Genomic DNA, 25,317 nt, shown 5'->3' with positions numbered 1-25,317 from the left:
CGGAGGCCAGCTTGCAACGCGGCCGCCTGCGACTGCCAGTCCCGGAACCGGGACGCCAACGGCACTGAGAGATCAGCCAGCCATAAATCTGCTGCGCCGAGGCTCTCGACCTCCGTACCGTCGACTCATGCAAGGCCGTCAAAAGATAGATGCCGCCGCGCACCTGGCGGGCAGGTGCGTCAGTGGCACGCTGGGCGTGGAGGTCATCACAAACGATGCTGATGGCCGACAAGGTGCGTACGACTTGGCGCTCACCCACGAAGAACGCACCATCGCGGTTGAGGTCAAGCTCGTGGTGGACCCGCGCCACAGAGCCGCCGGTACCAAGTCCAATCAGCTCGGCTACATACGCCAGTCAGGCCTTGCCTACACATGGCTCGTGTACCTCTCGCCAGACAAGAGCTGGAAGCGCGCACTGGCACGCATCCCGAGGCTTCTGTCTGAGTTGGAAGAGCGCGGAGTTCTCCCCGAAACCGCGCCCTACTTTTGGCAGCACGACTTCAACCTTTACATCGAGTTCGAACGCCTTGGCATCGACTCGTTGTCCTGCATACCTTCCACGGAGAAGCATCCCCCTGGCTACTACGTGATGCAGGCGTCATGGGGCGGGATCGTCCCGGAGTTGGAACGCGTTGTCGCGTCAGCCTGCGAGCTAGTGGGCAGCCCGAGCATGTCCAAGCTGGGGTCTGCTGCACGATCGGGTGACATCTGAACTGGCTTGCCCTGTGGGGCGGGTGGGAAGGATGTCGCTGTGCCCAAGCCTTATCCGGAAGAGTTCCGCGAGGACGTCGTGCGGGTCGCGAGGAACCGCGGCCCGGGCGTGACGGTCGAGCAGGTGGCCGCCGACTTCGGAGTGCACGCGATGACGCTGTGGAAATGGATGCGTCGCGCGGACATTGACGACGGGACCAGGCCCGGAACGACCAGCCAGGACAACGCGGAACTACGGGAAGCACGTCGGCGGATCAAGCTGCTGGAGCAGGAGAACGAGGTCCTGCGCCGGGCCGCGGCCTACCTGTCACAGGCACACCTGCCGGGAAAAGGATCTACCCGCTCGTGAAAGAGCTGGCCACGGGCGGAATTCCCGTCACGGTCACGTGCAGGGTCCTGAAACTCGCCCGCCAGCCCTACTACCGCTGGCTGGAGCGGCCGGTGACCGATGCCGAGTTCGAGCAGGCCACACGCGCGAACGCGTTGTTCGACGCGCACCGCGAGGATCCGGAGTTCGGCTACCGATTTCTGGCCGACGAGGCCCGCAGCGCGGGATCCGGCATGGCCGACCGGACCGCGTGGCGGATCTGCCGGGACAACAACTGGTGGAGCGTCTTCGGCAAGAGGCGCGGCAGTACCAAGAAGGCCGGCCCGCCGGTGCACAACGACCTCGTCCGCCGTGACTTCACCGCGGATGGCCCGAACCGGCTGTGGCTCACCGATATCACCGAACACGCCACCGGCGAAGGGAAGTTGTACCTCTGTGCGATCAAGGACGTCTTCAGCAGGAGGATCGTCGGCTACTCGATCGACACGCGGATGAAGTCCCGCCTGGCCGTCACAGCTCTCAACAACGCTGTTGCCCGGCGTGGACACGTCGACGGGTGCATTCTGCACAGCGATCGCGGATCGCAGTTCCGGTCACGGAAGTTCGTCCGGGTCCTCGACCACCACCGGATGGCCGGCTCGATAGGGAGGGTCGGCGCGGCAGGCGACAACGCGGCCATGGAGTCCTTCTTCAGCCTGCTGCAGAAGAACGTCCTCGACCGCCGATCCTGGGCCACCCGCGAGGAACTGCGCATCGCGATCGTGACCTGGATCGAGAGGACCTACCACCGGCGCCGCAGACAAGCCGCACTCGGCCGCCTGACCCCCGTCGAATTCGAGACCGTCATGACCACATCGGCCCTCCAGGCCGCGTGACCGAACCTGTCACCCAAACCTGCACCAGACCCATTGACGCACCCGCCATCGTGGCTGACTGTCGTCGGCTGAGGTACGAGCGCCAACAAGGCCCAGCATCCGGTCAGTTCGAAGGCGTGAAGCCGGCGGACTGATCCAGGTGGAACGCGGAGCCCAGAGCCGTCGGAGCCCAACCCTCGCGCAGAGCGATCCGGACAGCCACGGCAGCACCAGACGGCAGTACAGGCTCAGCCTCGCGACCGAACCAGTTGCCCGTATGCGGCTGGTCGGTGGTGACCACGAGCGTCATACCCGGGGTGTCCGCATGCTCGACCGCGAACGTGCACGGAGACCAAGCCAGCACATGGAAGTACGTCGGCCTGCCTCGCAGCCGCCAGCGGTAGACCGTGCCCGGATTTTCCTTCTGGATTGTGATCTCTGCTTGGCCGTTCGCAGCCGTCTTTGCAGCACTTTCCTTCAATGTCATCCGTCGGCTACGCGCGCCGTTCTGAACAGTGCGCCGCAAACCGACGAATCACCGGAAGGCCTTGGTGATGCAAATCATCGGCAATGGTGTTCAAACTTTTGGAGACACGCTAAGCTATCCAAAAATAGCTCTCTTGACCTTTACTGTAACGCGCTCCCTAGAGAAGCCCGGCGTCAATAAGTTGTCGATAATTTCGCTTGGTATAACCCTTCCCTCTTTGATGGCGGGACTGAAGGAGGAGTTCCCACTCTTTGGACTTATCTGACGAAATTCTAGTTTGAGCCGCCTTCAGGTTCGCCCAATGCCTGTCGAAGTCACGCTCAAATGCATACTGGGTGACCGTGAGGTCAAAAATGAGTCGTTCCAAGTGTCTCAGCATGTTCTTTTGCAGGCGAAGATGCCATAGAGTTAGCGCATTTAGCCTCGCGGTTCGCTCCTGATTCACGCTGCTACGCTGCTCGTTGAAAGCTACGATCCATTGGCCGTGCGCTAAACAGTTTCTGGTGTTGATGAGTGATTCCATCCAATCATCGACCACAGATTTCATGCCCGTAAAGTAGGCCGCACTGGTGTATGGAAGAGCTGAGGGTATTTTCGAGCGAGGCACATTATACCGGACTGAGAAAGCCTCGACGAGTACCTGATTCCACATTTCGAGAACGGTCCGCTTGCCCATGACACGCTGCTCGCTGGATTCCGGGAAGTCAGGTGAGCTGATGATAGTCATCAGGCGATCCTCAAGCGTAGCGCCAAGGAGGAGTGCACAGGTCCGAGTCAGTGCGATAATCTCATGTTCGTCGCCATGTCGAATGGCTTCCTTGCAGGATCTGCTAGCCACCTCGAAAGACATTTCGAGGGCTTCCATATTGCGAATATGTGCGCGATGACGCTTCTCGCGATCCATAAATATCCCCCAGAGTGCAATTGCCGAAGTCGGCAGAATCTACCACTATCATTGGCAAACTCTGCCGACCTCGGAATCGAACCGAGGAACTCTCACTAGGTGAGCGTGTTATCGTGCGAAATTGCCGGCCCGAATTCGCACACCATTACACCAATCGACACAGAAATCGGATACTCTAATGGCCGGAAACATCTGACTTCGTCGCAAAATTTATCGCAGTGGGGCCTGCTTGTAAACCTCCTGGTCAGCCATCACTTCCCTACATGGTGCCCCGTGCCGAGCGTCCACTCGCACGTGGCCGCCGGGCTTGCAGGGTCGGGCCGTCCGTGGGAGCACCTAAGGGCAATGCCGTTGCTTTTGCCTTGGGCGTAGGCTGGTTGGGAGTGGGTCCCGGGGGTGATGCGGGTGGCCGCGAGTGTGTCTGACTTATCGGGTCTGGGGCTGTTGACCTGGGTGTATCCGCCGGGGTTGGTGGATCGGGTGGTGGCAGCGTGTGGCCGGTCCGAGCGGCGTAAGCGGCTGCTGCCCGCCCGGCTGGTGGTGTACTTCGTGCTGGGGCTGGCGCTGTTCTCTCCCGCCCCGTATCTAGAAGTGATGCGGCACTTGGTCGCGGGGCTTCGCGGTCTGGGACTGCTGGGTGACTGGCACGTTCCGGCGAAGTCGTCACTGTTTCGGGCCCGGCAGCGGCTGGGATCCGAGCCGCTGCGGGTGCTGTTCGCCACGACCGCGAAGCCGATGGCCACCGAGGCGACTCCGGGGGCGTTCTGGCGGGGCTTGCGGGTTCTGGCGGTGGACGGGACCTGCTGGGATGCCGCCGACAGTGAGGCCAATCAAGCGGCCTTCGGCCGTCCCGGCAACGGTCGTGGGACCGGCCGGAGTGCCTTTGTGCAGGTGCGGATGGCCGCCTTGGTGGAGGTGGGCAGCCATGCGGTGCTGGACGCCGAACTCGCCGGCTGCCGCACCGGGGAAGTGACCCTGGTGGGCCGCCTGCCCCGCTCCTGCGGGCCAGGCCAACTCGTGCTGGCCGACCGCGAGTTCCTCGGCGTCCCACTGTGGCAGGCCTTCACCGCCACCGGCGCCGACCTGCTGTGGCGGGTGCCCGCCAACCGTGTCCTGCCCATCGACAGGCCACTGCGCGACGGGTCCTGGATCTCACGCATCCATGCCGGCACCGACGCCTCCCACCGCGACCCGGTCACCGTGCGTGTCCTGGCCTACCAGCTCAAAGACACGGCCCAGGACTACCGCCTGATCACCACTCTCCTGGACGCCCGCCGCTATCCGGCCCGGCAACTGGCCGCCCTCTACCGCGAACGCTGGGAGATCGAATCCGTCTTCGCCGAGATCAAAACCCACCAGCGCGGCGCGAAGGTGGTCCTCAGCAGCAAGACACCCGACGGTGTCCTGCAACAGATCTGGGCCCATCTCCTGGTCCACCATGCACTGCGGGAGCTGATGCTCAGAACCGCGGCCACCCGCCAACTCGACCCCGACCGCGTCTCCTTCACCGAGACTCTGCGCTCCGCTCGCCGCAGTGTGACCGTTACGCCCGGCAGCTTTTCCCCCTGACCTCCTGGTCCAGGCCTTGCGATTACTCCAGGAAGACCTGCTGGAAAGGCTCCTTCCCGCCAGACGCCTGCGCAGCCAGCCCCGTGTTGTCAAACGAAAGATGTCCAACTACTGGCTCAAACGGGCTGAACACCGTCACTGGCCCCAGCCCACCCGCACCGGCACCCAGGCCATCCTCATCAAACGACCCCAACCCACAGGCCCATAACGCAACGGCATTGCCCTTAGGCTTCCCAAGCTGATGTCTTCGTAGGTTGGACTCCGTAGTTCTCGTGAGCAGTTGCCCCAATCGCCCCCTCCCCGCGCAGGCTCTGCCAGACTCCCGTCATGGGGCGTTGCGCTGGCGTGACACGGCAGGGACGAGCGTGCGGAAACCCGGCCGGATGGAAGGGCTACTGCCATCAGCATGGTGGCGGAGGGCGAGTTCAGGCGCCAAGACTCCGCACCTCGCGCGTACAGGCGACTCCGGTTACCCACCGCCGTCGGAGAGGCTGGTTGTGGCGACTCTGGTGGCTGATCATGAGCTGGTTCGAGCAACTACGCGACAGAAAAACCCACGGCTGAAGGCACGCGACGACCGTGCCAGACGTGTGCCAGATCGTGCAGGGAACCACTGGGATCACCGGGCACCGGCTGGACGGTGAATAGAGCGCCAACACCGCTCCACCGCAGGTCAGTAGCACTCATTTCTGGATCACCCAAGCTGAGATCTCTCGCTGGGTCTCTCTACGAAGCGGTGTTCTCAAGAGTTCGTCGGCTGCCCTTCGGCCACCTCAGTACAGGAGCGCTGATCGGTGCCTCGGCTGACGTTGACTGCATCGCGAGGTCGGGCTCCCGTGGGGTAGCTGTGGGCCGAGAACCTCCACAGGTCGTCGCCGGCGGCGAGCGTTTCGGCCTTGCTGTCATACATGTCGATGACTGTCGTTGCGAGCATCTCGTGGGTCAGCCCGTCGACATCGACGGCTGTCAGCGTGTAGGTGTTCCCAATGTGGCCCTCGCCGCCGACGTTGATCCTGTCGGCGTGCCAGCGTCCGCTGCGCATGGTGGCCTCCACGGCGAACACAATGCGGTTGCCTCCTGCCTTGTCCGGGAACTCAACTGCGATCCAAAGGTGGTGCCCTTCGGGGAGGCTGCCACTGCCTCGGAGGCTCTGTACGCAGCGAGGGATCACTACATCCTTGCTGTCGTCGAGCGAAGTAATGCGGAGGTCGGCACTGGAAGGCCAGAGGAGTAGTCCGCCTCCTGCCGGAAGTGCCAGCACCGCCACAACTGTTGCGATCAGTCCACCGCGGCGGTTGCGGTACGCGCTGCGGATCGAGTGGGCGAGGCATTGCCACGCCTGCCTCTGATGCGCCCAGAATCCCACGGAACTCGACGCACTACTGTTCGAGGCACTCATCGTTCCCCCGAGATCACCGCACAGACAGTAAGAAGCCTGACGGACGCTAGCGGCCCATCGGGCGGCCATGACGCGTTGTTGCGTATTGGCGATAGTCAGGCCTGCAGTGATCGAGTCCGTCTGTTTACTTCCGCTGAAAGTCGAGGTCGCAAGCAAGATTTGGTTAGGTGCACGAGGCCAACGAGGACCGTCCGTCTCACTTTCCGTCTCATTCAGCACGGTTCACAGGCGTTCAGACGAGACCAGGAGCCACGTGCAGCCCATGAGGGACCCGCCCATGAACGCAGGTGAACGCCCCCGCACGCACCCGAAGACCCCACCACCACAGTTGGAAAGCGTGCGAGTAGGCACTCCCAAGGCGCCTAACGCGCTTGACATGGTCCGGGCGTCGTGAGGTGATCCACACATCGTGATCCTTTTGGGGGGATGATGTGTCGTACATGGCCGTGACGCTCGCTGCCGCTGACTCGCCCGGAGAACATCTCCAGCTGGCGGCCTTCACCGCAGCATCCGCAGTAATCTTCATATGGATGGGCCGGAGACAGCGCCGCACCGGGCGCAGTTTGATCGCCCCTAACGAGACGATGAGAACCGTCGATCGGCTGATCCCACCGCCGTCGCCAAGCCGCGGACACCGAACCGCCGGATGCGCGTTGATCGTCCTTGGGGGCATCTTCGTCCTGCCAGCAGTGTTCAACGTCGCGGCGGCCATCCACGGACTCATCCGCTAAGCCTGCGACGGAGGGCCGCCCCGCTCCAGCCCGCGTGAGCAGCCCTCACGCCAAGTCCCCGCCTGCGCTGCCGCAGACGGGGACTCCGCCCTGTGCGTTAGTTCCTCCGGCGACGCCCCTGCGCATAGGGGCCGTGTCGATCATGTTCCCGCCATTCCTCGTCATGGGGGTCGCGGTCTTCGCCGCCCGCGTTGTCCCCAGGAGTCGAGATGTGTTCCCCCTCGTTGACCTTGGCCAGCAGTGAGGCGAGGGGATCAGGGGGATCGTCACTGAAGCGATCGGAGCCGCGCTCGGGCGGGGGCGCTGGCTCTGTCCTGTCGTGACGCGACCGTGATGTACCGCTCATGAGCAGCCCCCTCCGACTCTCTGAGATGCACTCGAGATCTTTCCCTGGAAGGCCGCGGGTAACCCGACTTCGACCTTGCCAGTGCTGTGCAATCCTGCCGGAAAGCCGACCGCCATTGGACACGCTTCAGACCTCAACGTCCCTCCATACCTTGCGCGTTGGCTTCTCTGGCGAGGCTGGGAATGTGCGCCGTCAACGCCGGAAGCCCTCGCGGCTCCGATGGATCGCGCAGGCGCAGCATGAACGACAGCACGGGGTCGTTGTCGATCACCTGCTGCGTGCGCCGTTTGCCTTCCTCGATCAACCCGTACCACCTGGACGACGCGGACGGCTGGTACAGCAACGCCGGTCGCAATCTGCCCGCCAGCGGTCACTGGAGCTTCTTCGCACAAGCTCTACGAGCTGCGACCACCTACGAGTAGTCCGTGGCTCAAGGCAGACGTACAGATCGGACGGCCGATCCCGTGCCAGACACGTGCGGGGAACCACGGAGAACGGCGGGGACCAGGCCGCCGGTCAGTCAGGCCCGGCGCCCGCTCCGCCGCAGTTGAGCCAAGCAGCCCCCTACCGAGAACCCAAGCTTCCCAAGCTGAGAGTGCGAGTTCAATTCTCGTCACCCGCTCCATGATGAAACTCCAGGTCAGCGGCCTGGGGTTTGTCTATTGTCTGGGATCTCCAGAGGCGTTGGGCAGTACCCGGAATACCTTGCGGCGGCCCAGCAGGCGTACGGCGCGGGAGTCAGGTCTCCTGATTGAGCCAGGCGATGGCCGTGGAGGAGTCCGCGTGCCGCGTGCTTCAGGTCGGCAGCCGCTTCACCACCGCGTCTCCGCACGCGGCCGTCTGTGTGTAGAACTCTGTCAGCTCCCGATGCGCCGCCGCGAAGATGCCCCGCGTGTCGGGCTCTGCGGTGACGCCGCCGTAGCGCGGCAGCAGTTCGTCGCGGGCCAAGACCCACAGCGCGTCGAAGTCGGTCATCGTCAGGAACCTGGCCACGCGGTGCGCTTGGCCCGCCGTCAGCACCAGGAACGGTGGCTTGTACCGATCAGGGTGGAACACCGGCCGACCGCCGAGCACCACCTGGGCCTGGGGTCGATCCTCCGCTCGGTGCGGGGGATCGCCGGCGTAGAGGAGTTCCTGGTCCAGATAACGCTTGTCCAGCACCTCCTCGCGGTGCCGGTCGAGGCGGTGCTGGACGGCGTCCGAGTCGTCCCCGAACAGCCGTTCCAGCCAGGTCGCGCTGTTGCGCAGTGCCGGGGGCGGCACCGCTCGCAAATGGAAGTAGAGGCTCATCACACAAGGAGCGCGCGGGGGCGCCGGAGCATCACTCCACCCGGCGCACGCCGCGTTCCGGGAGCCCCCCGGCCGTCGTGCGGCAAGGTGAGAGACGGCTCTGCGCCAGTTGTCGGACCCCCGGAGAACCGGGTGGCGTGGCGGATCACTTGCCGACCTCGCTGCGCGGGTTCGGGGCGTACGCGGGTGATGTGATCGTCCGCCGTCGGTCCGAACGGCGTGTGGGGCGGCCGGACCCCCACAGGGGTTGGGGTCCGGCCGCCCCCCTCCCTCTCCATGTCGCCTCCGGGGGGAGTCGAGAGCGACGCGGAGAGAGCTCCGGGAGTGGTCCTGGCACCGACGTCCGGCCTGGCGATCACCGATCACCATCGGGCAGTCCGGTGCGGACTCGGTACTCACACAGCGCACGGCCGGCGCGATATGTCACCCGGCCGGGACGGCACGGGTTGCGGACAGGTGTCCCAACACCGGATTCGCCGGGCGTCGCTGAGCCGTAACGCCGTCCGGCCCGGCGCACGGATCGGCTCAACGTCCTTACGTCGCCGTTTCCTTGGAGCTGCCGACGGCCCTCGCGGCTTCGCCGCCCACGCGACGGGAGCTCCGACGACGACGTGAGGGACGCCTGATGCGTTGTGACACTTCAGTGAGAACGCGCGCTGGTCTCAGTGGGGCCGTCGATGCCAACGGGGCTCGTCGGACGGAACGGACTCGCTTTGAACCAGGTGCGAACGAGGACAGTCTTGGGCCAGGCACGGCAATCTCGCCGCGTACAGACGTACGACGGGGAATTGAGCGCGGCAGTCGCGCGGGCCCAGGACGGGGACGAGGCCGCCTTCGCGGTCGCCTACCGGATCGTGCAGCCGGGCCTGCTCGGGTATCTGCGCGGATTCGTCGGCGAGGACGCGGAGGACGTGGCGTCCGACGCCTGGCTGGAGATCGCCCGGGACCTCGCACGGTTCAAGGGGGACGGGGCCGGTTTCCGCGGCTGGACGGCCACCATCGCCCGGCACCGGGCACTTGACCATCTGCGTCGCCAGCGCGTGCGGCCCCGGTCGGGAGGGACCGAACAGGACGTACTGAACCTGCCCGGCCCCCACAGCACCCATGACCAGGCACTGGAGGCCCTCTCCACCGAGCGGGCCCTGGAACTGGTCCGTGGGCTGCCGAAGGACCAGGCCGAGGCCGTGCTCCTGCGAGTCGTTGTCGGCCTGGACGGTACCGCCTCCGCGCGCGTCCTCGGCAAGCGCCCGGGAGCGGTGCGCACCGCCGCCCACCGGGGTCTGAAACGCCTCGCCCAGCAGTTGGGCGTCGGGGGCCAGGCGGCCGAGGGTGTGACGGATGAGACGCCCTGGACGCTGGGGGAGTCGAAGTGAACGACGCCCGCGGCACTGGGCCGGCGGACAGGCAGCAGGGCCCGGAACGCCAGGTGAATCGAAGATGTCGGACAGGAACGGACGCGGGCATGCGTGAACGGCTGAGCGGCGACGGAGTGCCGGGCCGTCGATGGGTCCCCCATGACGACGCCGTGTCCGCCCCGCGGTACGTACGTGACGACACCGCGCTGGAGACGGTGCTGGCCACCGTCCTGCGCGGAGCCGATCTCGCTCCCGAGGCCGAGCAGCGGGCCGTGGCCGCCTTCCGGGCCACCCGTGGCACGGACGCGCATCGGGCGCGTACCCGGCGCCGGGACGACTGGCGACTGCCCGCGGACCGGCGAACCGGGCGCCCTGTGAAGACAACGTTCGCCGCCGTGTTCGCCAGCCTCGCCCTGGGCGGTGTCGCGGTCGCGGCCATCGGTTCGGCCGACTCGTCCGCGGACGGCGCCGGTGCCGACCGGAAGGCCGCTCACCCCTCGGCGTCCGCCCCGGGCCGGCCGAGCGGTGAGACCTCGTCGGCATCCTCGGGCGGCGTCGGACCGACGGACGGCTCGGCCGCCGCCCAGGACACCGAGGCCCACTGCCGCGCCTACGAGCAGGTCAAGGAGCGCGGCAAGGCGCTCGACGCGACGGCCTGGCAGCAACTCGTCGCGGCGGCGGGCGGCGAGGGCAAGGTCGCCGCGTACTGCGCCGAGCAGCTGGCGCGGGCGACAGCCGCACCGGGCAGGTCCAGCGACACGGGCAAACCCGGCGAGAGCGCTGCGGGCACCGGCACGGGCACGGGCACGGCGGGGAACACCGGCACGCCGGGCAACGGGAATCCCGGCAACGACTCCGACGGCGCGGAAAACGGGGCCGGCAACGGCAAGGCAAGCGGCGGGTAGGGCGAGTAACCGCTGCGCCCATCGGCCGGGCCACTCCCCGTTCGGGGGCGTGAGAACGCGTTGCGCCAAGGGTGAGCTGGTGGGAATCGTACGGTGGTCGCGTACGAAGGAAATGGCGCCTTCCCCCAGGTCGGACGGCCTCATCCACCCCGTCCATGAGTGCAGTCAGGGCGGCCGGTTCAGCTTCGTCGAGCTGGAGACCGGGCAGCCGATCTCGGAGGCGGCCGTCCTGTGGCTGTCACAGCGCAAGGCAGACCGTCGTGTGGCGGAAGTGGTGAGGCCGCTCACTGGTCTGGCCCGCAGAGGCTGCCTCGCTGCCCGAGCGCCGCACCACAAGCGCACCAGATCAAGCGGCAAGCGAAAATGCCCGGCGCGGCGATGCACTGGCCGAGCCCTGCAGCGGCACCCGGGCCTTCTTCCAGTCGCTGCGCGAGGACTTCCGGCCGGGACGGGACGGCGCCGCTTCCGGTTCGGCCTGTCCCGTCCCGCCTTCGTCCCCCCTCTGCCCGTAGCGAATCTGCTACCGGCCGAGAAACCTGATCCCCGGGCGCATTCGGTCCGATGGTGGAGATCGCGGCGACGAAAGCCGCGCCGCTCCGAACACCTCACGGAGGACCGATGACTCCACTCATCACCGGCTGGGATCCGGCCAGCGCACCGCGGGCCGACGAGGGCGACACGCCTCCGACCCGCTTCGACGATCATCTGGCCGCACAACTGCTCGCGCAGCGGATCGTTCTGCTCGGTACGCAGGTCGACGAGGTCTCCGCGAACCGGGTCTGTGCCCAACTGCTCCTGCTGTCCGCGGAGGATTCGCGGACCGACATCAGCCTGTACATCAACAGCCCGGGGGGTTCGGTGACCGCGGGGCTGGCGATCTACGACACGATGACGCTGATCCCGAACGACGTCTCGACGCTCGCCATGGGATTCGCCGCGAGCATGGGGCAGTTCCTGCTCAGCGTGGGAGCGCGCGGGAAACGCTTCGCGCTGCCGAACGCGCGGATCATGATGCATCAGCCGTCGGCCGGTATCGGCGGAACGACCGCGGACATCGAGATCCAGGCGCAGAACCTGGAGTTCACGAAGAAGGCCATCGAGCGGATCACCGCGGAGCACACCGGCCAGAGCGAGGAGACGATCTCCCGCGACGGCGACCGCGACCGCTGGTTCACGGCCGGGCAGGCGAAGGAGTACGGCATGGTCGACCGGGTTGTGGAGTCGCTCGACGACGTCCGGCCGGCCGCGTCACGGCGACGGATGGGGCTCTGACATGGGTACGTACACGATTCCGAACGTGGTCGACAGGACCCCGCAGGGCGAGCGGTCGTACGACGTGTTCAGCAAGCTGCTGTCCGAGCGAATCATCTTCCTGGGGACGGAGATCGACGACGGGGTCGCGAACGTCGTCATCGCGCAGCTCCTCCATCTGGAGTCGTCGGGCCCGGACAACGAGATCGCGATCTACATCAACTCGCCCGGGGGATCGTTCACTTCGCTCATGGCGATCTACGACACGATGACGTACGTGCAGGCGCCGATCTCGACGTTCTGTGTCGGGCAGGCGGCCTCGACCGCGGCGGTGCTGCTCGCCGGGGGCGATCCCGGGCGGCGGTTCGTGCTGGAGCACGCGCGGGTGCTGCTCGGTCAGCCCGCGAGCGGGGGACGGCAGGGTACGGTCTCCGACCTCGCGCTCCAGGCCAAGGAGATGCTCCGCATCCGCTCGCAGGTCGAGGAGGTCCTCTCGCGGCACACGCACCACGACGTCGCCACCCTCCGCGCGGACATGGACCGCGACAAGGTCTTCACCGCGCAGGAGGCCGTGGCGTACGGGCTCGCGGACGAGGTGGTGAGCCGACGGCTCCCCGTGTGACACCACAGGCACCACCGGCCTGTGTCAGGCGGCCAGGCACATCCCGTCGTATCGAGGAGCCGACGTGGCGCGGCTCCGGCCCGGCCTGACCTGAGCGAGCCGCGTCAGCTCGTCCTGGGCCAGCGACAGCAGGTCGGTGAGGCCCAGGCCGAGGGCGCGGGCGGCGGCCGCGAGGACTTCGGACGAGGCCTCCTTGCGGCCGCGCTCCAGCTCCGAGAGATACGGCATCGAGATCCGGGCCGCATCGGCCACGTCCTTGAGCGTCCGCTCCTGGGCGAGCCGCTCGCGCCGCAGGACGTCACCCACGAGGTCGCGCCACAGCGGTTCCTTGCTCGCGGGAGCGGAAGCGGGGGCGGGGGCCGGTTGCGCCTGGCGTGGCGCCAGGACCGGCCGGGGCCGCAGCTGCGGCGCGCGTGCCGGAGCGTCGGTCCGAGCCGGGGCCGGACCCGGCGCGGCCGCCGGACGCAGAGGGATGACGCGGGCTTCGTTCGGCGCTTGGTTGCTCACCCCTTAAGCCTAGAAGCGCCGGGTCGTACGGGAAGGGACCGGCGTTCCGCTCTCGGTGGAATCGCGCGCCGGGTGTCCGGCGCCCCGAGGTGAAGTCCGGGATCAACTGCCGTACGAGCGCGGGGCGTCGGCGGCTCCGCCCGCGTGCAGGGCTCCGAGAAGGGCGAGGGAGTCGGCGTCCGCCGTGCCCGGTTCGGCGCTGCCGACGAGCAGGCACTGCCCGGGGGCGTCCTGCACGTCGAAGGACTGGTAGGTGAGCGTGAACCGGCCCACGTCCGGGTGGTTGAACACCTTGGTCTTGCTACCCAGCCTGCCGACGCCGTGCTCGCGCCACAGCGCCGCGAACTCCTCGCTGCTGTCGAGGAGTTCGTCGACCAGCGCGCGGGTCTCGGGGTCGTTGCGCTGGTGTCCGTACGCCAGTCGCAGCGCTGCCACGGTGTCGCGTGCGACGGCCGGCCAGTCGACGAACAGCTGCCGGGCGGCGGGGTCGTGGAAGAGGGAGTGGACCATGTCACGGGGGTTTGCGAGAGGTGAGAGCAGCGCCTGGGCGGGAGCGTTCGAGGCGAGGACGTCGAGGCGGCGGTTGGTGATGTAGGCGACGGCGGCGGGAAAGCCGTCCATCAGCCGCAGCAGGGCGGGAGCCACCCGCTCCTGGCGACGGCCGACGGGGGATGTCTTCGGCACGAGTCCGGCCAGCCGGTACGCGTGCCAGCGGGCGTCCGTGTCCAGCCGCAGGGCCCCCGCGATCGCGTCGATGACCTGCCCGGAGGGATGACGTTCCCGGCCCTGTTCCAGGCGCGCGTAGTAGTCGGCGCTGACGTCGGCCAGAACGGCGACCTCCTCGCGCCGCAGCCCCGCGACCCGGCGTGACCCCGAGCCCGGGAAACCCACATCGGCGGGGTTCAGGCGGGAGCGACGTACCCGCAGAAACTCGCCGAGCTCATTTCCGGTCATGGAGAAATCGTACGTCGGCGTTTCCCGCGTCACCGCTTCCTAGGTGTGGCGCACCCAGGAAGACCCGTCCTGCCCCCGCGGCGGGATCCGGCACATGCTCGGACCCTGACCAGAACAGAGCCGCAGGTCGCGGCCATGTCCGAAGGGGTTCTCATGACCGTCCCAGCCACCTCCGACTTCTCCCCCGACAAGGTCGTTCTGATCACCGGGGCAAGCAGCGGGATCGGCGAGGCCACGGCCAGGCGGCTGGCCGCGGCCGGCCACCGTGTGGCACTCGGGGCCCGCCGCACGGACCGTGTCGCCGCTCTCGCCAAGGACATCCGGGCCGATGGGGGCAGCGCCGTGCACCACGAGCTGGACGTGACCAGCCTGGAGAGCGTGCGCGCCTTCGTCGAGGCGGCTCACGACCAGTACGGACGCGTGGACGTCCTGGTCAACAACGCGGGCGTGATGCCGCTGTCCCCCCTCGATGCCCTCAAGGTCGACGAGTGGAACCGCATGATCGACGTCAACATCCGGGGCGTCCTGCACGGCATCGCCGCCGTGCTCCCCGTCATGCGCGCCCAGGGCGCGGGACACATCGTGAACATCGCCTCCGTTTCGGGGCACCGTGTCGACCCCACCGCCGCCGTCTACAGCGCCACCAAGTTCGCGGTCCGCGCCCTCTCCGAAGGCCTGCGCCAGGAGAGCCGCGATCTGCGCGTCACCGTCATCAGCCCCGGCCTGACCCGCAGCGAGCTGACCGAGGGCATCAGCGACCCCGGCGTCCGCGAGGCCGTCCAGGATCAGATGGGGATCGCGATCCCCGCCTCGGCGATCGGCGAAGCGATCCAGTACGCCATCAGCCAACCTCTGGATGTCGACGTCAACGAACTGGTCATCAGGCCGACGGCCCAGGGGTGAGTGCGATGGTGAGCAAGGAGCGGGTCGAGGCCTGGGTCGAGGAGTACGTACGGGCCTGGAGGAGCAACAGGCCCGAGGACATCGCGGCGCTCTTCTCGACGCACGCGGAGTACCACGAATGGCCGTACGCGACGGACTGGGTCGGCCGTGAGGAGATCGTCCAGGGGTGGCTGGGGCGGGCGGCATGGCAGGAGGGCGGCTGGGAGTTCGAGTGGTCCGTCCTCACCGTCAACGGGGACACGGCGGCGGTCGAGGGCACCGGCCGCTACAAGGAGCTCGGTACGTTCGCCAACCTGTGGACCGTGACCTTCGACGGCCGCGGGAAGTGCGCCATGTTCCGCATGTGGAACAACGAGGTGTGATCCCCATGGGGCGGGGCGTCGGCGGCTACCGCCCGACCCTCCCGTCGATCCGCTCGCGCAGGAAGTCGGCGTGGCCGTTGTGCCGGGCGTACTCCTCGATCATGTGCACAAGGACCGACCGGAGTTCGACGGGTTCGTCGCCGTCCGTGCCGCTGATGTCGAGGTTGGGGGCACCGGCCACGAAGCGTTCGGCGAAGGCGACCTCGGAGCGCCAGGTGTCCCAGGCCTGCGCGACGACCTCGGGGTCGGCCACCGCGCCGTTGAAGTCCCCCTCGGGATCGTCGGCGGTGCGGTAGTGCCGGGGCTCGTCCTGTCCGGCCATCACCCGTCGGAACCAGGTCTGTTCGACCCCGGCCAGATGCCGTACCAGCCCGAGCAGCGACAGGTTCGACGGCTCGACCGAGCGCCGGGCCATCGCCTCGGCGTCGAGCCCGGCGCACTTCATCTGCAGGGTGATCCGCTGGTCCCGCAGATGTCCGACGAGCGTGTCCCGCTCCCCCACGAACCCCCCGCCGGACCGCGGATCGCCGTCCGGTTGCACGGACATGCGCCACCATCCGAAGGTCCGGTGGGACTGCGGGTTCCGGGGATGGGACCCGGTGGTGTCGGCCATGCCTACGAGGATCGGCCGTGCGCCGGAGATCCGCACCGCCTTTCGGTGCGGATTTCGGTGCGGGCCTGCCTCAGAGCCCCGGGGAGGTCGCGGACGACTCCGGGGCGCTCAAGGACGCGGAGGCCGATGTCACCGACGCCGATGTCGTCTCCGTCATGGTGGCGGAGGACGCCAGACCGGGTGCCGAGGACGAGGACGAGTCCGATGCCGTCGTCGGGGGTTCGGAGGGCGGGGACTCCGAGTCCGAGTCGGATTCCGACGGTGAGGACTCGGACGACGTGGGCGCCGAAGGCGATGAGGACGACGGCGCCGGGGACGTGCACGGGCTCGACGAGCCGCTCGGCGGTGCGGACGGCGTCGTACCGGGAGCCGAAGACACGCACGGCGACGGGGAGTTGGGGGTCGGGGACGAGACGCTCGCCGACGGGAAGGGCGGGTGCGCCGGCGGGTCCGTCTTCTCGTCGTGGTGACCCTTGTCGCCCTTGTGCCGGGCGATCCACTCGTCGTTGTCGGGGTCGAAGATGACGAAGATGTTGATGACCGTCGTCGACGGCGAGACGACCACGACGTTCTGTGTCCGGTACGACGGCCACGAGTCGCCGGTCTGCTTGGGCGTGGTCTTCTGCGGGACCGGCTCGCCCAGCGGGTTGCCGCAGGCGCAGCGCACCCGGGGCACTCCGTGGTCGTCGACGAGGGCGGCGGTGCCCGCCTGGAGGACCGCCTGGTAGCTGGTGGCGGCCCCGTCGCGGTAGCCGTGGTTGGTGACCCGGGTGTCGTAGCGCAGTTGCATCGGGGTGAGTGCGCGCAGATAGCCGGGGACCTGGGAGGTCTGGAGGCCCACCACCGAGGCGAACGCGCTGTTCTTCGCCGGGTCCGCCTGGAGGAACTTGATCTGCTTCTCCACGTCGCAGCTGGAGACGTTGCGGGTGCCGCCGTAGAGGCCCGGCGCCGAACCGTCCACGCCTTGCGTCACGTTGGTGGATTCCGACGCGGTCGACGTCGAGGGTGTCTCGGTTTCGGTGGAGCTGTCGTTCGCCGTCGACTCCGTGAACGGGTCGGGTCCCGACTTGCTCGCGGCTTGGAGGAAGACCTCGCCGCCGGTCGCGGACGTGTCGCTGCCGCTGTCGTCGCGGGTGAAGACCAGGCCGAGGACCACGGCGGCCACCACGACGCCGGTGATCAATGCGACGCGGGGTGCGGATTTCCACCAGGGGCGGTCCGGGCCCTTGCCGGGTTCACCCGGTTCACCCGGCCCGCTGGGCCCGGAGGGGCCACCCGCGCCGCTTCCACCTGCACCGCTTCCACCCGCGCCGCTTCCGCCGGCTCCGCTCGGTGGTGGCCCGGACGGCGTGCGGCCGCTCGGCTGGGTCGGACTCGGCTCGGACGGACCCGGCTGGGACGGGCCCGACAGCGGACCCGAAGGCGGTCCGGTGGGGCGGCCTGAGGACGGCGGTTCGACGCTCACGAGCTCTTCTTCCCGGTGTAGGGATCCCGAGGCACTTCAAAAGCTCCGCGACACTTCCAGCCTTCTATGAGACTTCAAGCCTTCTGTGACGCTTCAAAAGCTTTGTGTCGCTTTCTCACACAACGAGCCCATTGTGTGCTCCGGTCCCGTACCGTCCGCAAGCTGACGCGGTCGGCCCCTCCCGGCGGGCGGACCTCGTCGGCGCTGCTTAGCGTGGCAGCGTGATCCCCCAGACACCGTCCGACCAGGCAGTTGTCCGCCACGGAGACCAGTCGGCCGCCCGCCACGGCTGGCTCCAGGCCGTTCTGGCGGTGCTGGCCGGGCTGATCGTCATGGGGGTGGTCGCCGCGCTGGGGCTGTGGGCGGCCGGTGCGGCGGACCTCCCCGACAACGCGTTCCCGCGGGTGGTCGCGGCCACCGTCGTGACATCCGTCGGCGGCACCATCGAGCTCTCGGGCGACGCCGGAGTGATCGCCGACACCCAGGCGGGCCTGACGGTGATTCCCCTGTCGGTCACGCTTGCAGGAGCGCTGGTGATCGCCGCCGGGTTCCTGCGGCCGCTGCGGCACCGCGCCGTCGCCGGAGCCCCCGAACTGGCCGGGTGGGCCGCCCGGATCGCCGTCCTGTGGCTGCTCGCCCTCGTCGGACTCGCGCTCTTCGCCCGCCAGGACTTCACCATCCCCCTCGGGGACGGAGCGATCGGCGACATCGGCGACCTGTTCGGTGCCTCGCCCAAGGTCGGCTTCGAGACCGATGTGCCGCTGACGCTGGTCTTCGGCGTGCTGTGGCTCGCGGGCATCCTCGTCCTCGCTCTGCTGGTCTCGCGCGGGGCCCCGCTCCCGCCCCGGCTGCTGCGCTTCCAGGAGTCGGTGCGCCCGGCGGCGTTCGCCATGGTCGCGCTGCTGCTGACGTACGTCGCCCTGGGCCTGGTCATCGCTCTGGTGGTCGCGGTGACGCGCGGGCACACCGCCGAGACGTTCGCCGTGATCCTCCTCGGACTGCCGAACCTCGTCTGGCTCGCCTTCACGCTCGGCCTGGGCGCCACGTGGACCGGGCGTGTGGACGGGCCTTTCGGGCTGCCGATGCCGCATCTGCTCGACGAGGTGCTGCGCACTCCGGACATCTCCACCCTCAATCTGAGTACGCTCGCCGACTTCGACGGCAAGGTGTGGTGGCTGCTGGTCGTCGACGCGGTGCTGCTCCTCGCGGCCGCGTTCCTGATGGCCGCGCGTTCACCGGCCCGGATGCGGCTGTGGCAGCACGCCGTGCACATGGCGGTCGCGCTCGCGCTGACCGTTCTCATGATCTGTCTCGTCGGCAGGATCTCCGCGCACTACGGTCTGTCGCTCCTCGGCATCGGCGACATCGGCGGCGGTCTGAGCGGCGAACTCTTCCTACGGCCCAAGGTGTGGACCGCGCTCGGGTTCGCCGTGCTGTGGGGGCTGGTCACCGGGTTCCTCGGCGGACTGATGGCGAAGGGCGTCCACCGGAAGGGCGAGATCGACGCCGAGGAACCCGGAGTCCGCGCCGGCTAACGGCAGTACGTGTCCCGGTGGGGGCGCTCCCCCGTCGCCAGGAAGTGCGAGACGGTTCGGTCGCCGCACGCGTTGCCGTTGGCGAGGTAGGCGTCGTGTCCGGTGGAGTTCACGGTGACCATGGTGGCGCGCTTTCCGAGGGCGTTGCGAAGGTTCAGGGCGCCGCTGAGCGGGGTGGCCACGTCACGTTCGTTCTGGATGAGCAGGATGTTGGCGGGGCCGCGGTCGGTGATTCGTACCGGGGGCTCCTTCGGTGTGAAAGGCCAGGCGGCGCAGACCATCGCGTTCCTGGTCATGCCGGCGGTCAGCGGGTACTTGACCCGGCTCTCGGCGACCCCCTGCTCGTACGCGGCGGCCGACTTGGGCCATGCGATGTCGTTGCAGAGGGTCCCGGCGCCGACCGCGGTGACGTTCTGCAGCACCGACTCGGGCGGAGCGGGGGGCGCCGGCGGCAGGGTGCCCTTCTGTGCGGCCAGGATCAGCTGGGCCAGGTCGGGGAAGCCGCTGGGAGCGTAGAGGCTGTCCAGCATGGTCTGGCGCAGCACATTGCCGTTCAGCTCCGCCGGGTTCGCGCCTGGCCAGGGGATCGGCTCGCGGTCCAGCTTCGCGGCGAGGCGCAGGAAGAGCGGCCGCACCTCGTCCGCCGTCTCGGCCAGCCGGTCCGGATTGCCGGGCGCCGAAGCCCACTTGGCGAACTCGGGGAAGGTGTCCTCGACGCCCGCCTCGTGACCGGCGAGCCAGGCCCGGGAGACCCGGGTGTGGTCGGGGTCGTCGTTGCTGTCCAGCACGATGCGGTCGGTGCGGTTCGGGAACAACTGGCTGTAGACGGCGCCGACATACGTCCCGTACGACACACCCCACGCGGACAGCTTCCGCTCGCCGAGCGCCGCCCGGACGCGGTCGATGTCACGGGCCTCGTTGGCGGTGCTGATGTGCTGGATCAGCTCGCCGCCGTTGCGCTCGCAGGCGTCCGACATCCGCTGTGCGGTGGCCATGTTCTCCGTGATCGAACCGTCGGGGGCGGGCCAGGGACGCAGCTTCGGCGTGGCGAGGTCGCTGTACTCCAGACCACAGGTGACCTGGGTGGAGCGGCCGAGCCCGCGGGGATCGAATCCGATCAGGTCGTACGCGTCCCGCACCTCCTGCGGCAGGTCCTGCCCCTTGCCCGAAGGGTTGTTGAGGCTGGAGCCGCCGGGCCCGCCGGGGATCAGCAGCAGGGCGCCGCGACGCGCCTGCGGGTTCTCGCTGGGGATCCGGGAGACGGCGATGCGGATCTTCTCGCCACCGGGGTCGGCGTAGTCCATCGGCACCTCGACGGTCGCGCACTGTTGCCGCGGATCGAGCCCGCTGCCCTCGCACTTCACCCAGTCGAGCGGTGCGGGCGCACCGGAGGTCGACGCCGTCGCGGTCAGTGGTGCGGTGAGACTGAGCACGGCGGCGGAGGCGGCGAGCAGGGCGGCGTTTCGCTTGATCTTCGTCATGCGGACGAGCTTCGCCGATCTACGCCGATCGTCACATCCCGCCAACTGGCCTGTGTTGAGGGGGGTTTACCCCCGCAGGACAGACTCGCCCCCTAGAGACCTCGGAGGCGGCTCACCCCGAAAACACCGGCCGGGCCCAGTCCGGCGGCTCCGGCGGCGGACGGAACTCGGGGGCTCCGACAGCCCGCCGGTCCACCTGTGTCGGCGCGTGGCCGGTTTCCACGGCGCCGGTCGCGGCGACCCGCAGCGCGGCCACGAAGGCGAGGCAGGAGTCGTAGCGGTCGTCGGGGCTCTTCGCCAGCGCCTTCGCGAGTACGGCGTCCACCGGGGCGGCGATGTCGGGCCGCTTCTCGGTCAGCGGTGGCGGCTCGTCGTACTGGTGGGCCCACAGCAGCGCCATGTCGTCATCGCGCTGGAAGGGCGGTTTCCCGGCCATCGTCTCGTAGACGACGCAGGCGAGGCTGTAGACGTCGCACCGGCCGTCCACCGGCTTGCCCGAGATCTGCTCGGGAGCCACGTAGTCGAGCGTTCCGACGAACTGGCCGACGCTCGTGAACCCGGTGAGCGACAGCGACTTCTTCGTCAGACCGAAGTCCGTGAGGTAGACGTGCTCGGGGTGGTCGCTGTCGGTGCCCTGGGCCACCAGGATGTTGCCGGGTTTCACGTCCCGGTGCACCAGCCCGTGGTCATGCGCCGCGTCGAGCGCCGAGGCCACCTGGACGGCGATCCGGGCGGCCACCTTGACCGGCAACGGGCCCTCGCGGTCGAGCAGATGTCGCAGGTCGCGTCCGGCGACGTACCGCATGGCGATGTACAGGACGCCGTCCGTCTCGCCCGCTTCGAAGACCGGCACGATGTTCGGGTGGTCGATGGCGGCCGCGACCCGAGATTCATGGGTGAAGCGGCCGCGGAAGGTGTCGTTGCGGGCCAGCTCCGGCGCGAGCAGTTTGAGGGCGACGGTCCGGTCGAGGCGCAGGTCCTTGGCCCGGTAGACGACGGCCATGCCGCCGCGGCCGATCTCCCGCTCGATCCGGTAGCCGGCGATCTGCCGTCCGATCAGGTCGGACGGGCGCCCGGAAAAGATGCTGGTGTCGTGGCGCCCGCCGTCGTCCATCAGACATCACTCCGGTCGTCCTCGACGCCCATCAGACGTCACTCCGGTCGTCTTCCTCGTACGCCACGACCCGCGTGGGTTCCCGGCCCACCGGCGCATCTTTCGGCGCGGGCTCCCGTGCCGCTGCGGCAGGCTTCTCCGACGCGGCGAAGGTGCTGAGCCGCGTCCCGTCGCAGTACACCCATCGCTCGTGCTCGCCGTCGTACAGCCAGAGGGACTCGCCGTCGACGATCACCCCGATCCGCTGCCCCTGCGTACGGCCGCGGAAGGACTGTCCGTCGAGCCGCCCGTCCGCGAGATCCTCGGCGGCGCTGCGATAGCGGGTGAGCGCCTCCTCGACGCGGGCGAGGAGCGGGCGCGGGTCGGCTGTGCGAGTGAGCGGGCTGCCGGCGGCGGGCGGTGCCTGCGGTACGGCGATCAGCAGGCGGCCGTCGACCCAGGCCGACCAGCCGTTGGCGCAGACGACCCGGCCCCAGTCGCCGAGCCGGTCGATCAGCTGGACGGGCAGCAGCGCGTCGAGCGGCACCGTGGGGCGGGACGGGTCCGGGGACTCCCAGGCGGGCAGGCCGTCCTGGGGGATCACGTGGGTGGGGCGGAAGTCGGGTGTCGTCATCGCGTCTACTTCCGCATGACGGCGGGTTCGTGTCTCCGGAGCAGGCGAATCACCGCGTACGCGAAGACGACGGAGAGGACGACCATCATCCCCATGTTGAGCAGCCACACGCCGGTCTCGTGCCGGAACAGCGGGTCGGCGGTCGTATCGTCCGGGACGATCTTGGCCAGCTCGATCGTCCCCGCCATCGCGCCGAAGGCCCAGCGCGCGGGCACGAGCCAGGAGAACTGCTCCAGGCCGGGCACGCCGTGCAGTTTCAGGAGCGCGCCGCAGAAGACGACTTGGACGATGGCGAGCAGCACGAGGAGGGGCATCGTGACCTCCTCCTTGCGCACCAGGGCGGAGACCAAGAGGCCGAGCATCATCGCCGTGAAGGCGAGCAGGGCCACGGCAGCCGTGATCTCCACGAGCGGCGGCATGAGCACGCCTTTCCCGTCGGGTGCGTTGAGGTCCACGCCGAGCAGGGCGACCAAAGTCAGGACGACGGCCTGCACCACGGTGACCGTGCCCAGGACCACGATCTTGGACATCAGGTACGCCGATCTGGACAGGCCGACGGCTCTCTCGCGCTGGTAGATCACCCGCTCCTTGACCAGCTCGCGCACAGCGTTGGCCGCGCCCGTCAGGACTCCGCCGACGCACAGGATGAGCAGCGCGTCCATCACCGAATCCTGGACCAGCTCGCTGCCGGCCAGTGCCCGGGCCATCGCGCCCATCACGAACGGCAGCGCGATCATGATGGCGAGGAAGGTCCGGTCGGCGCTGAGCACGGCCGCGTAGCGGCGGACCAGGGTGCCGAGCTGGGAACCCCAGCTCTGGGCCTTGGGCGGCGGTCCGACGGCGGCGACCGGGGCGGCCTGCGCCAGATACGGCTGCGAGGTGGAGTTGTCGATGTACTGGCGGTGGAACGGCGATTCCCGGTAGTCCCCCGCCCAGTCCCGGTCGTGGTCCCGCTCGAAGTCCTCGAACGCCTCAGGCCACTCCTCGTAGCCGAAGAACGCGAGAGCGTCCTCGGGCGGGCCGTAGTAGGCGACCTTGCCGCCGGGCGCGAGCACCAGGAGCCGGTCGCAGACGTCGAGGCTGAGGACGCTGTGGGTGACCACGATGACCGTGCGGCCGTCGTCGGCGAGGCCGCGCAGCATGTGCATCACGGAGCGGTCCATACCGGGGTCGAGGCCGGACGTCGGCTCGTCCAGGAACAGCAGCGACGGCTTGGTCAGCAGTTCCAGGGCCACGCTGACCCGCTTGCGCTGGCCGCCCGACAGACTGTGAATGGGCTGGTCGGCGCGCTGCTCGAGGCCCAGCTCGCCGATCACCTCGTCGACCCGCGCCCGCCGCTCCGCCTTCGCGGTGTCCTGCGGGAAGCGCAGCTCGGCGGCGTACGCGAGGGCTTTGCGCACGGTCAGCTGCGCGTGCAGGATGTCGTCCTGCGGGACGAGGCCGATGCGCTGGCGCAGTTCGGCGTAGTCGCGGTAGAGGTCGCGGCCGTCGTACAGGACCGTGCCGCGGTCAGCGGGACGCTGGCCTGTCAGGGCGTTCAGGAGCGTGGATTTCCCGGCGCCGCTCGGGCCCACGACGGCAAGCAGGCATTTCTCGCCGACGGGAAACGACACCTGGTCCAGGAGCGTCTTGCGCCCGTGGTCGACAGCGACCACGAGGTCCTGGACATCGAGGGAGACCTCGCCGGTGTCGACGTACTCCTGCAGCTGGTCGCCGACGAGGCAGAACGCGGAGTGGCCGATGCCGACGATGTCACCGGGCGTGACCGGCGCACGGGCGACGGGCTGGCCGTTCAGGAACGTGCCGTTGTGGCTGCCGAGGTCGACGATCTCGTACGTCCCCTCCGGCTGCGCCCGTAGTTCCGCGTGCCGTCGCGAGACGACCAGGTCGTCGATGACCAGGTCGTTGTCGCCGCCGCGGCCGATGCGGACGGTGCGGGCGGGCAGCGGCCGTACGGTGGTGGGCTGCCGGAACGTGCCGGTGGCCAAGGGCAGGGAGACGGCCGAGGGACGTTCCGGAGGCCGGTCGACGAGTACCGCCCGGGGGCCGTCGGAGGGGTTGCCGAAGCGGATGACGCTGCCAGGTCCGACGCCCCACTCATGGACGCGCCTGCCGTCGGCGTACGTGCCGTTCGTGCTGTTCTCGTCCTCGATCGTCCAGTGGTCGGCGTCGGGGCGCAGTACCGCGTGGTGCCAGGAGACCCGGGCGTCGTCGATGACGACATCGCTCAATGGGTCGCGTCCGACGTGATAGTCGCGGCTGGGACTCATCACCGTGAAGCCCGTCTCGGTTTCGAGGACGAGTTCGGGAGCGATGGGTGCGGCCGGCCGCTCTGCCATGTCTGAATTCTAGCTATTCGCGCACTTATTCGCCCGACGGGCTTATCCGTCCGGTGCGGACGGACGCATTCGCCCCACACGCGATCCGGTGCGAGCGGTCAGGCCGCCGAGGTGCCGAGTGCGGAGGCGGTCCGCTGCATACGCCGCGCGTCCACGGACTCGGCCATCAACTCGTACTCGGTGGTGTCGTCGTTGGTGGCGACGCGGACGAGCTTCCCGGCGGCCAAGTCATCGGCGACCAGCTCCTGTTGCGTCGAGTCGCCGCACCAGGCACGCAGCACGCTCGGCACGTCGGGGACGGTTGCCCCCACCGGCGCGATGGAGTTCGGCGGGAAGGTCGGATCCTCGGGCTGCGGGTCGAGCCGCTCGGCCATCCACGCGGCACGGTCTCGCATCCACCACAGGGCCAGCGCCAGGGTGGGCGCGCGATAGCTGCCCAGCGGCACGCCGACTCGCTGACCGCCGCATATTCCGTAAGCGGTGACATAGCACAGGAATTCGTCGTGCACGATCGCTCCCCCATCGCGTCGCTCGCTGCCGGTACTGCCTCGCTTTCCCTGCGGCTCGTCTGCTGTGCATGATGGCGCTGCTGCTGTGCATGATGACGCTGTGCGGGCTTGGCTGAATTGCCCTTGACTTTGAGTATCGCCACTCCTGACACTCTGTCACCATGCCATTC

Annotated in this window: 24 protein-coding genes; 11 read left to right on the top strand and 13 right to left on the bottom strand. The window is 68.4% G+C overall.

Translation table 11 applies throughout. The features are described from left to right. The first annotated feature begins 127 nt into the window (after positions 1-127). Both OG246_RS31005 and OG246_RS31000 read left to right on the top strand, forming a co-directional pair. Positions 128-712, top strand: coding sequence for a hypothetical protein (locus tag OG246_RS31005; RefSeq protein WP_266470589.1), 585 nt, complete (start codon positions 128-130; stop codon positions 710-712). Positions 713-751: 39 nt separating this feature from the next. Beyond that, positions 752-1,914, top strand: a protein-coding gene (locus tag OG246_RS31000) for an IS3 family transposase (RefSeq protein ID WP_266470587.1) whose coding sequence is annotated in 2 segments (ribosomal slippage) — positions 752-1,036 and positions 1,039-1,914 — 1,161 coding nt in all. Because the reading frame shifts where the segments join, the coding sequence is not laid out codon by codon here. A 103-nt stretch (positions 1,915-2,017) separates the two neighbouring features. Here the strand turns inward: OG246_RS31000 and OG246_RS30995 are convergent. Together OG246_RS30995 and OG246_RS30990 are read right to left on the bottom strand one after the other, a co-directional pair. Next, positions 2,018-2,380: a hypothetical protein gene (locus OG246_RS30995; protein ID WP_266470586.1), complete on the bottom strand. Its 363-nt coding sequence runs from the start codon at positions 2,378-2,380 to the stop codon at positions 2,018-2,020. Positions 2,381-2,537: 157 nt separating this feature from the next. After that, positions 2,538-3,284 (bottom strand): hypothetical protein, encoded by a 747-nt coding sequence (locus OG246_RS30990; RefSeq protein WP_266470585.1) that lies wholly within the window; start codon positions 3,282-3,284, stop codon positions 2,538-2,540. Positions 3,285-3,701: 417 nt separating this feature from the next. On the opposite strand from OG246_RS30990, the gene OG246_RS30985 reads away from it, so the two are divergent. Next, positions 3,702-4,853 (top strand): IS4 family transposase, encoded by a 1,152-nt coding sequence (locus OG246_RS30985; protein WP_266470583.1) that lies wholly within the window; start codon positions 3,702-3,704, stop codon positions 4,851-4,853. A gap of 742 nt (positions 4,854-5,595) precedes the next feature. Here OG246_RS30985 and OG246_RS30980 read toward each other — a convergent pair. Then, a complete protein-coding gene (locus tag OG246_RS30980; protein ID WP_266470581.1) occupies positions 5,596-5,916 on the bottom strand; it encodes a hypothetical protein in 321 nt (106 codons plus the stop codon). Positions 5,917-7,568: 1,652 nt separating this feature from the next. Between OG246_RS30980 and OG246_RS30975 the strand changes: the two genes are divergently transcribed. Beyond that, entirely contained in the window at positions 7,569-7,751 is a 183-nt protein-coding gene (locus OG246_RS30975; protein ID WP_266470577.1) for a hypothetical protein, read from the top strand. A 373-nt stretch (positions 7,752-8,124) separates the two neighbouring features. Here the strand turns inward: OG246_RS30975 and OG246_RS30970 are convergent, their stop codons facing one another. Then, positions 8,125-8,619, bottom strand: a complete 495-nt coding sequence (locus OG246_RS30970) for a DUF1877 family protein (RefSeq protein ID WP_266470574.1) — start codon at positions 8,617-8,619, stop codon at positions 8,125-8,127. Between the two features lie 740 nt (positions 8,620-9,359). Here OG246_RS30970 and OG246_RS30965 point away from each other — a divergent pair. From OG246_RS30965 to OG246_RS30950, 4 genes are all read left to right on the top strand, one after another. Then, on the top strand, positions 9,360-9,992 hold the full coding sequence (locus tag OG246_RS30965) for an RNA polymerase sigma factor (protein ID WP_266470570.1): 633 nt from the start codon (positions 9,360-9,362) through the stop codon (positions 9,990-9,992). 89 nt (positions 9,993-10,081) lie between these two features. Beyond that, positions 10,082-10,879: a hypothetical protein gene (locus tag OG246_RS30960; RefSeq protein ID WP_266470569.1), complete on the top strand. Its 798-nt coding sequence runs from the start codon at positions 10,082-10,084 to the stop codon at positions 10,877-10,879. Between the two features lie 618 nt (positions 10,880-11,497). After that, positions 11,498-12,151 carry an ATP-dependent Clp protease proteolytic subunit gene (locus tag OG246_RS30955; RefSeq protein ID WP_266470567.1) on the top strand — a complete coding sequence of 218 codons (654 nt, stop codon included), beginning with the start codon at positions 11,498-11,500 and terminating at the stop codon, positions 12,149-12,151. Between the two features lies 1 nt (position 12,152). Next, positions 12,153-12,752, top strand: a complete 600-nt coding sequence (locus OG246_RS30950; protein WP_266470564.1) for a ClpP family protease — start codon at positions 12,153-12,155, stop codon at positions 12,750-12,752. 24 nt (positions 12,753-12,776) lie between these two features. Here the strand turns inward: OG246_RS30950 and OG246_RS42830 are convergent, their stop codons facing one another. Then, positions 12,777-13,259, bottom strand: coding sequence for a helix-turn-helix transcriptional regulator (locus OG246_RS42830; RefSeq protein ID WP_323178343.1), 483 nt, complete (start codon positions 13,257-13,259; stop codon positions 12,777-12,779). A gap of 102 nt (positions 13,260-13,361) precedes the next feature. Beyond that, positions 13,362-14,213 (bottom strand): helix-turn-helix transcriptional regulator, encoded by an 852-nt coding sequence (locus OG246_RS30940; protein WP_266470560.1) that lies wholly within the window; start codon positions 14,211-14,213, stop codon positions 13,362-13,364. 153 nt (positions 14,214-14,366) lie between these two features. On the opposite strand from OG246_RS30940, the gene OG246_RS30935 reads away from it, so the two are divergent. Next, positions 14,367-15,116 carry an SDR family oxidoreductase gene (locus tag OG246_RS30935; protein ID WP_266470559.1) on the top strand — a complete coding sequence of 250 codons (750 nt, stop codon included), beginning with the start codon at positions 14,367-14,369 and terminating at the stop codon, positions 15,114-15,116. A 5-nt stretch (positions 15,117-15,121) separates the two neighbouring features. Further along, positions 15,122-15,478, top strand: coding sequence for a nuclear transport factor 2 family protein (locus OG246_RS30930; protein ID WP_266470557.1), 357 nt, complete (start codon positions 15,122-15,124; stop codon positions 15,476-15,478). A 25-nt stretch (positions 15,479-15,503) separates the two neighbouring features. On the opposite strand, the gene OG246_RS30925 is transcribed toward OG246_RS30930, so the two are convergent. Together OG246_RS30925 and OG246_RS30920 are read right to left on the bottom strand one after the other, a co-directional pair. Further along, positions 15,504-16,025 (bottom strand): DinB family protein, encoded by a 522-nt coding sequence (locus tag OG246_RS30925; RefSeq protein ID WP_266471032.1) that lies wholly within the window; start codon positions 16,023-16,025, stop codon positions 15,504-15,506. A 136-nt stretch (positions 16,026-16,161) separates the two neighbouring features. Then, entirely contained in the window at positions 16,162-17,556 is a 1,395-nt protein-coding gene (locus OG246_RS30920; protein ID WP_266470556.1) for a DUF6777 domain-containing protein, read from the bottom strand. A 221-nt stretch (positions 17,557-17,777) separates the two neighbouring features. Between OG246_RS30920 and OG246_RS30915 the strand changes: the two genes are divergently transcribed. Further along, entirely contained in the window at positions 17,778-19,091 is a 1,314-nt protein-coding gene (locus tag OG246_RS30915; RefSeq protein ID WP_266470551.1) for a streptophobe family protein, read from the top strand. Here the strand turns inward: OG246_RS30915 and OG246_RS30910 are convergent. The 5 genes from OG246_RS30910 to OG246_RS30890 all read right to left on the bottom strand — a co-directional run bounded on the left by OG246_RS30910 (position 19,088) and on the right by OG246_RS30890 (position 25,147). Further along, positions 19,088-20,572: an alpha/beta hydrolase gene (locus OG246_RS30910; protein WP_266470548.1), complete on the bottom strand. Its 1,485-nt coding sequence runs from the start codon at positions 20,570-20,572 to the stop codon at positions 19,088-19,090. The two genes, OG246_RS30915 and OG246_RS30910, sit on opposite strands and share 4 nt — an antisense overlap. Positions 20,573-20,684: 112 nt before the next feature. Then, entirely contained in the window at positions 20,685-21,686 is a 1,002-nt protein-coding gene (locus OG246_RS30905; protein WP_266470545.1) for a serine/threonine-protein kinase, read from the bottom strand. Between the two features lie 31 nt (positions 21,687-21,717). Continuing rightward, entirely contained in the window at positions 21,718-22,299 is a 582-nt protein-coding gene (locus tag OG246_RS30900; protein WP_266470542.1) for a hypothetical protein, read from the bottom strand. 5 nt (positions 22,300-22,304) lie between these two features. Continuing rightward, positions 22,305-24,638 (bottom strand): FHA domain-containing protein, encoded by a 2,334-nt coding sequence (locus tag OG246_RS30895; RefSeq protein WP_266470540.1) that lies wholly within the window; start codon positions 24,636-24,638, stop codon positions 22,305-22,307. A gap of 98 nt (positions 24,639-24,736) precedes the next feature. Next, positions 24,737-25,147 (bottom strand): hypothetical protein, encoded by a 411-nt coding sequence (locus OG246_RS30890; RefSeq protein ID WP_266470538.1) that lies wholly within the window; start codon positions 25,145-25,147, stop codon positions 24,737-24,739. Positions 25,148-25,317: the final 170 nt, after the last annotated feature.

The organism is Streptomyces sp. NBC_00620 (genome assembly GCF_026341825.1).
Taxonomy (GTDB): domain Bacteria; phylum Actinomycetota; class Actinomycetes; order Streptomycetales; family Streptomycetaceae; genus Streptomyces.
Note: the sequence above shows the minus strand (reverse complement) of the source record. Positions and strands in the feature narration are given on the sequence as shown.

What these genes read in the sequence shown, in the direction of transcription:
- OG246_RS31005 (WP_266470589.1), top strand. Translation starts at nt 128, where the DNA reads ATGCAAGGCCGTCAAAAGATAGATGCCGCCGCGCACCTGGCGGGCAGG.
- OG246_RS30995 (WP_266470586.1), bottom strand. Translation starts at nt 2,380, where the DNA reads ATGACATTGAAGGAAAGTGCTGCAAAGACGGCTGCGAACGGCCAAGCA.
- OG246_RS30990 (WP_266470585.1), bottom strand. Translation starts at nt 3,284, where the DNA reads ATGGATCGCGAGAAGCGTCATCGCGCACATATTCGCAATATGGAAGCC.
- OG246_RS30975 (WP_266470577.1), top strand. Translation starts at nt 7,569, where the DNA reads ATGAACGACAGCACGGGGTCGTTGTCGATCACCTGCTGCGTGCGCCGT.
- OG246_RS30970 (WP_266470574.1), bottom strand. Translation starts at nt 8,619, where the DNA reads ATGAGCCTCTACTTCCATTTGCGAGCGGTGCCGCCCCCGGCACTGCGC.
- OG246_RS30960 (WP_266470569.1), top strand. Translation starts at nt 10,082, where the DNA reads ATGCGTGAACGGCTGAGCGGCGACGGAGTGCCGGGCCGTCGATGGGTC.
- OG246_RS30955 (WP_266470567.1), top strand. Translation starts at nt 11,498, where the DNA reads ATGACTCCACTCATCACCGGCTGGGATCCGGCCAGCGCACCGCGGGCC.
- OG246_RS30950 (WP_266470564.1), top strand. Translation starts at nt 12,153, where the DNA reads ATGGGTACGTACACGATTCCGAACGTGGTCGACAGGACCCCGCAGGGC.
- OG246_RS30940 (WP_266470560.1), bottom strand. Translation starts at nt 14,213, where the DNA reads ATGACCGGAAATGAGCTCGGCGAGTTTCTGCGGGTACGTCGCTCCCGC.
- OG246_RS30935 (WP_266470559.1), top strand. Translation starts at nt 14,367, where the DNA reads ATGACCGTCCCAGCCACCTCCGACTTCTCCCCCGACAAGGTCGTTCTG.
- OG246_RS30930 (WP_266470557.1), top strand. Translation starts at nt 15,122, where the DNA reads ATGGTGAGCAAGGAGCGGGTCGAGGCCTGGGTCGAGGAGTACGTACGG.
- OG246_RS30925 (WP_266471032.1), bottom strand. Translation starts at nt 16,025, where the DNA reads ATGTCCGTGCAACCGGACGGCGATCCGCGGTCCGGCGGGGGGTTCGTG.
- OG246_RS30910 (WP_266470548.1), bottom strand. Translation starts at nt 20,572, where the DNA reads ATGACGAAGATCAAGCGAAACGCCGCCCTGCTCGCCGCCTCCGCCGCC.
- OG246_RS30905 (WP_266470545.1), bottom strand. Translation starts at nt 21,686, where the DNA reads ATGGACGACGGCGGGCGCCACGACACCAGCATCTTTTCCGGGCGCCCG.
- OG246_RS30900 (WP_266470542.1), bottom strand. Translation starts at nt 22,299, where the DNA reads ATGACGACACCCGACTTCCGCCCCACCCACGTGATCCCCCAGGACGGC.
- OG246_RS30895 (WP_266470540.1), bottom strand. Translation starts at nt 24,638, where the DNA reads ATGGCAGAGCGGCCGGCCGCACCCATCGCTCCCGAACTCGTCCTCGAA.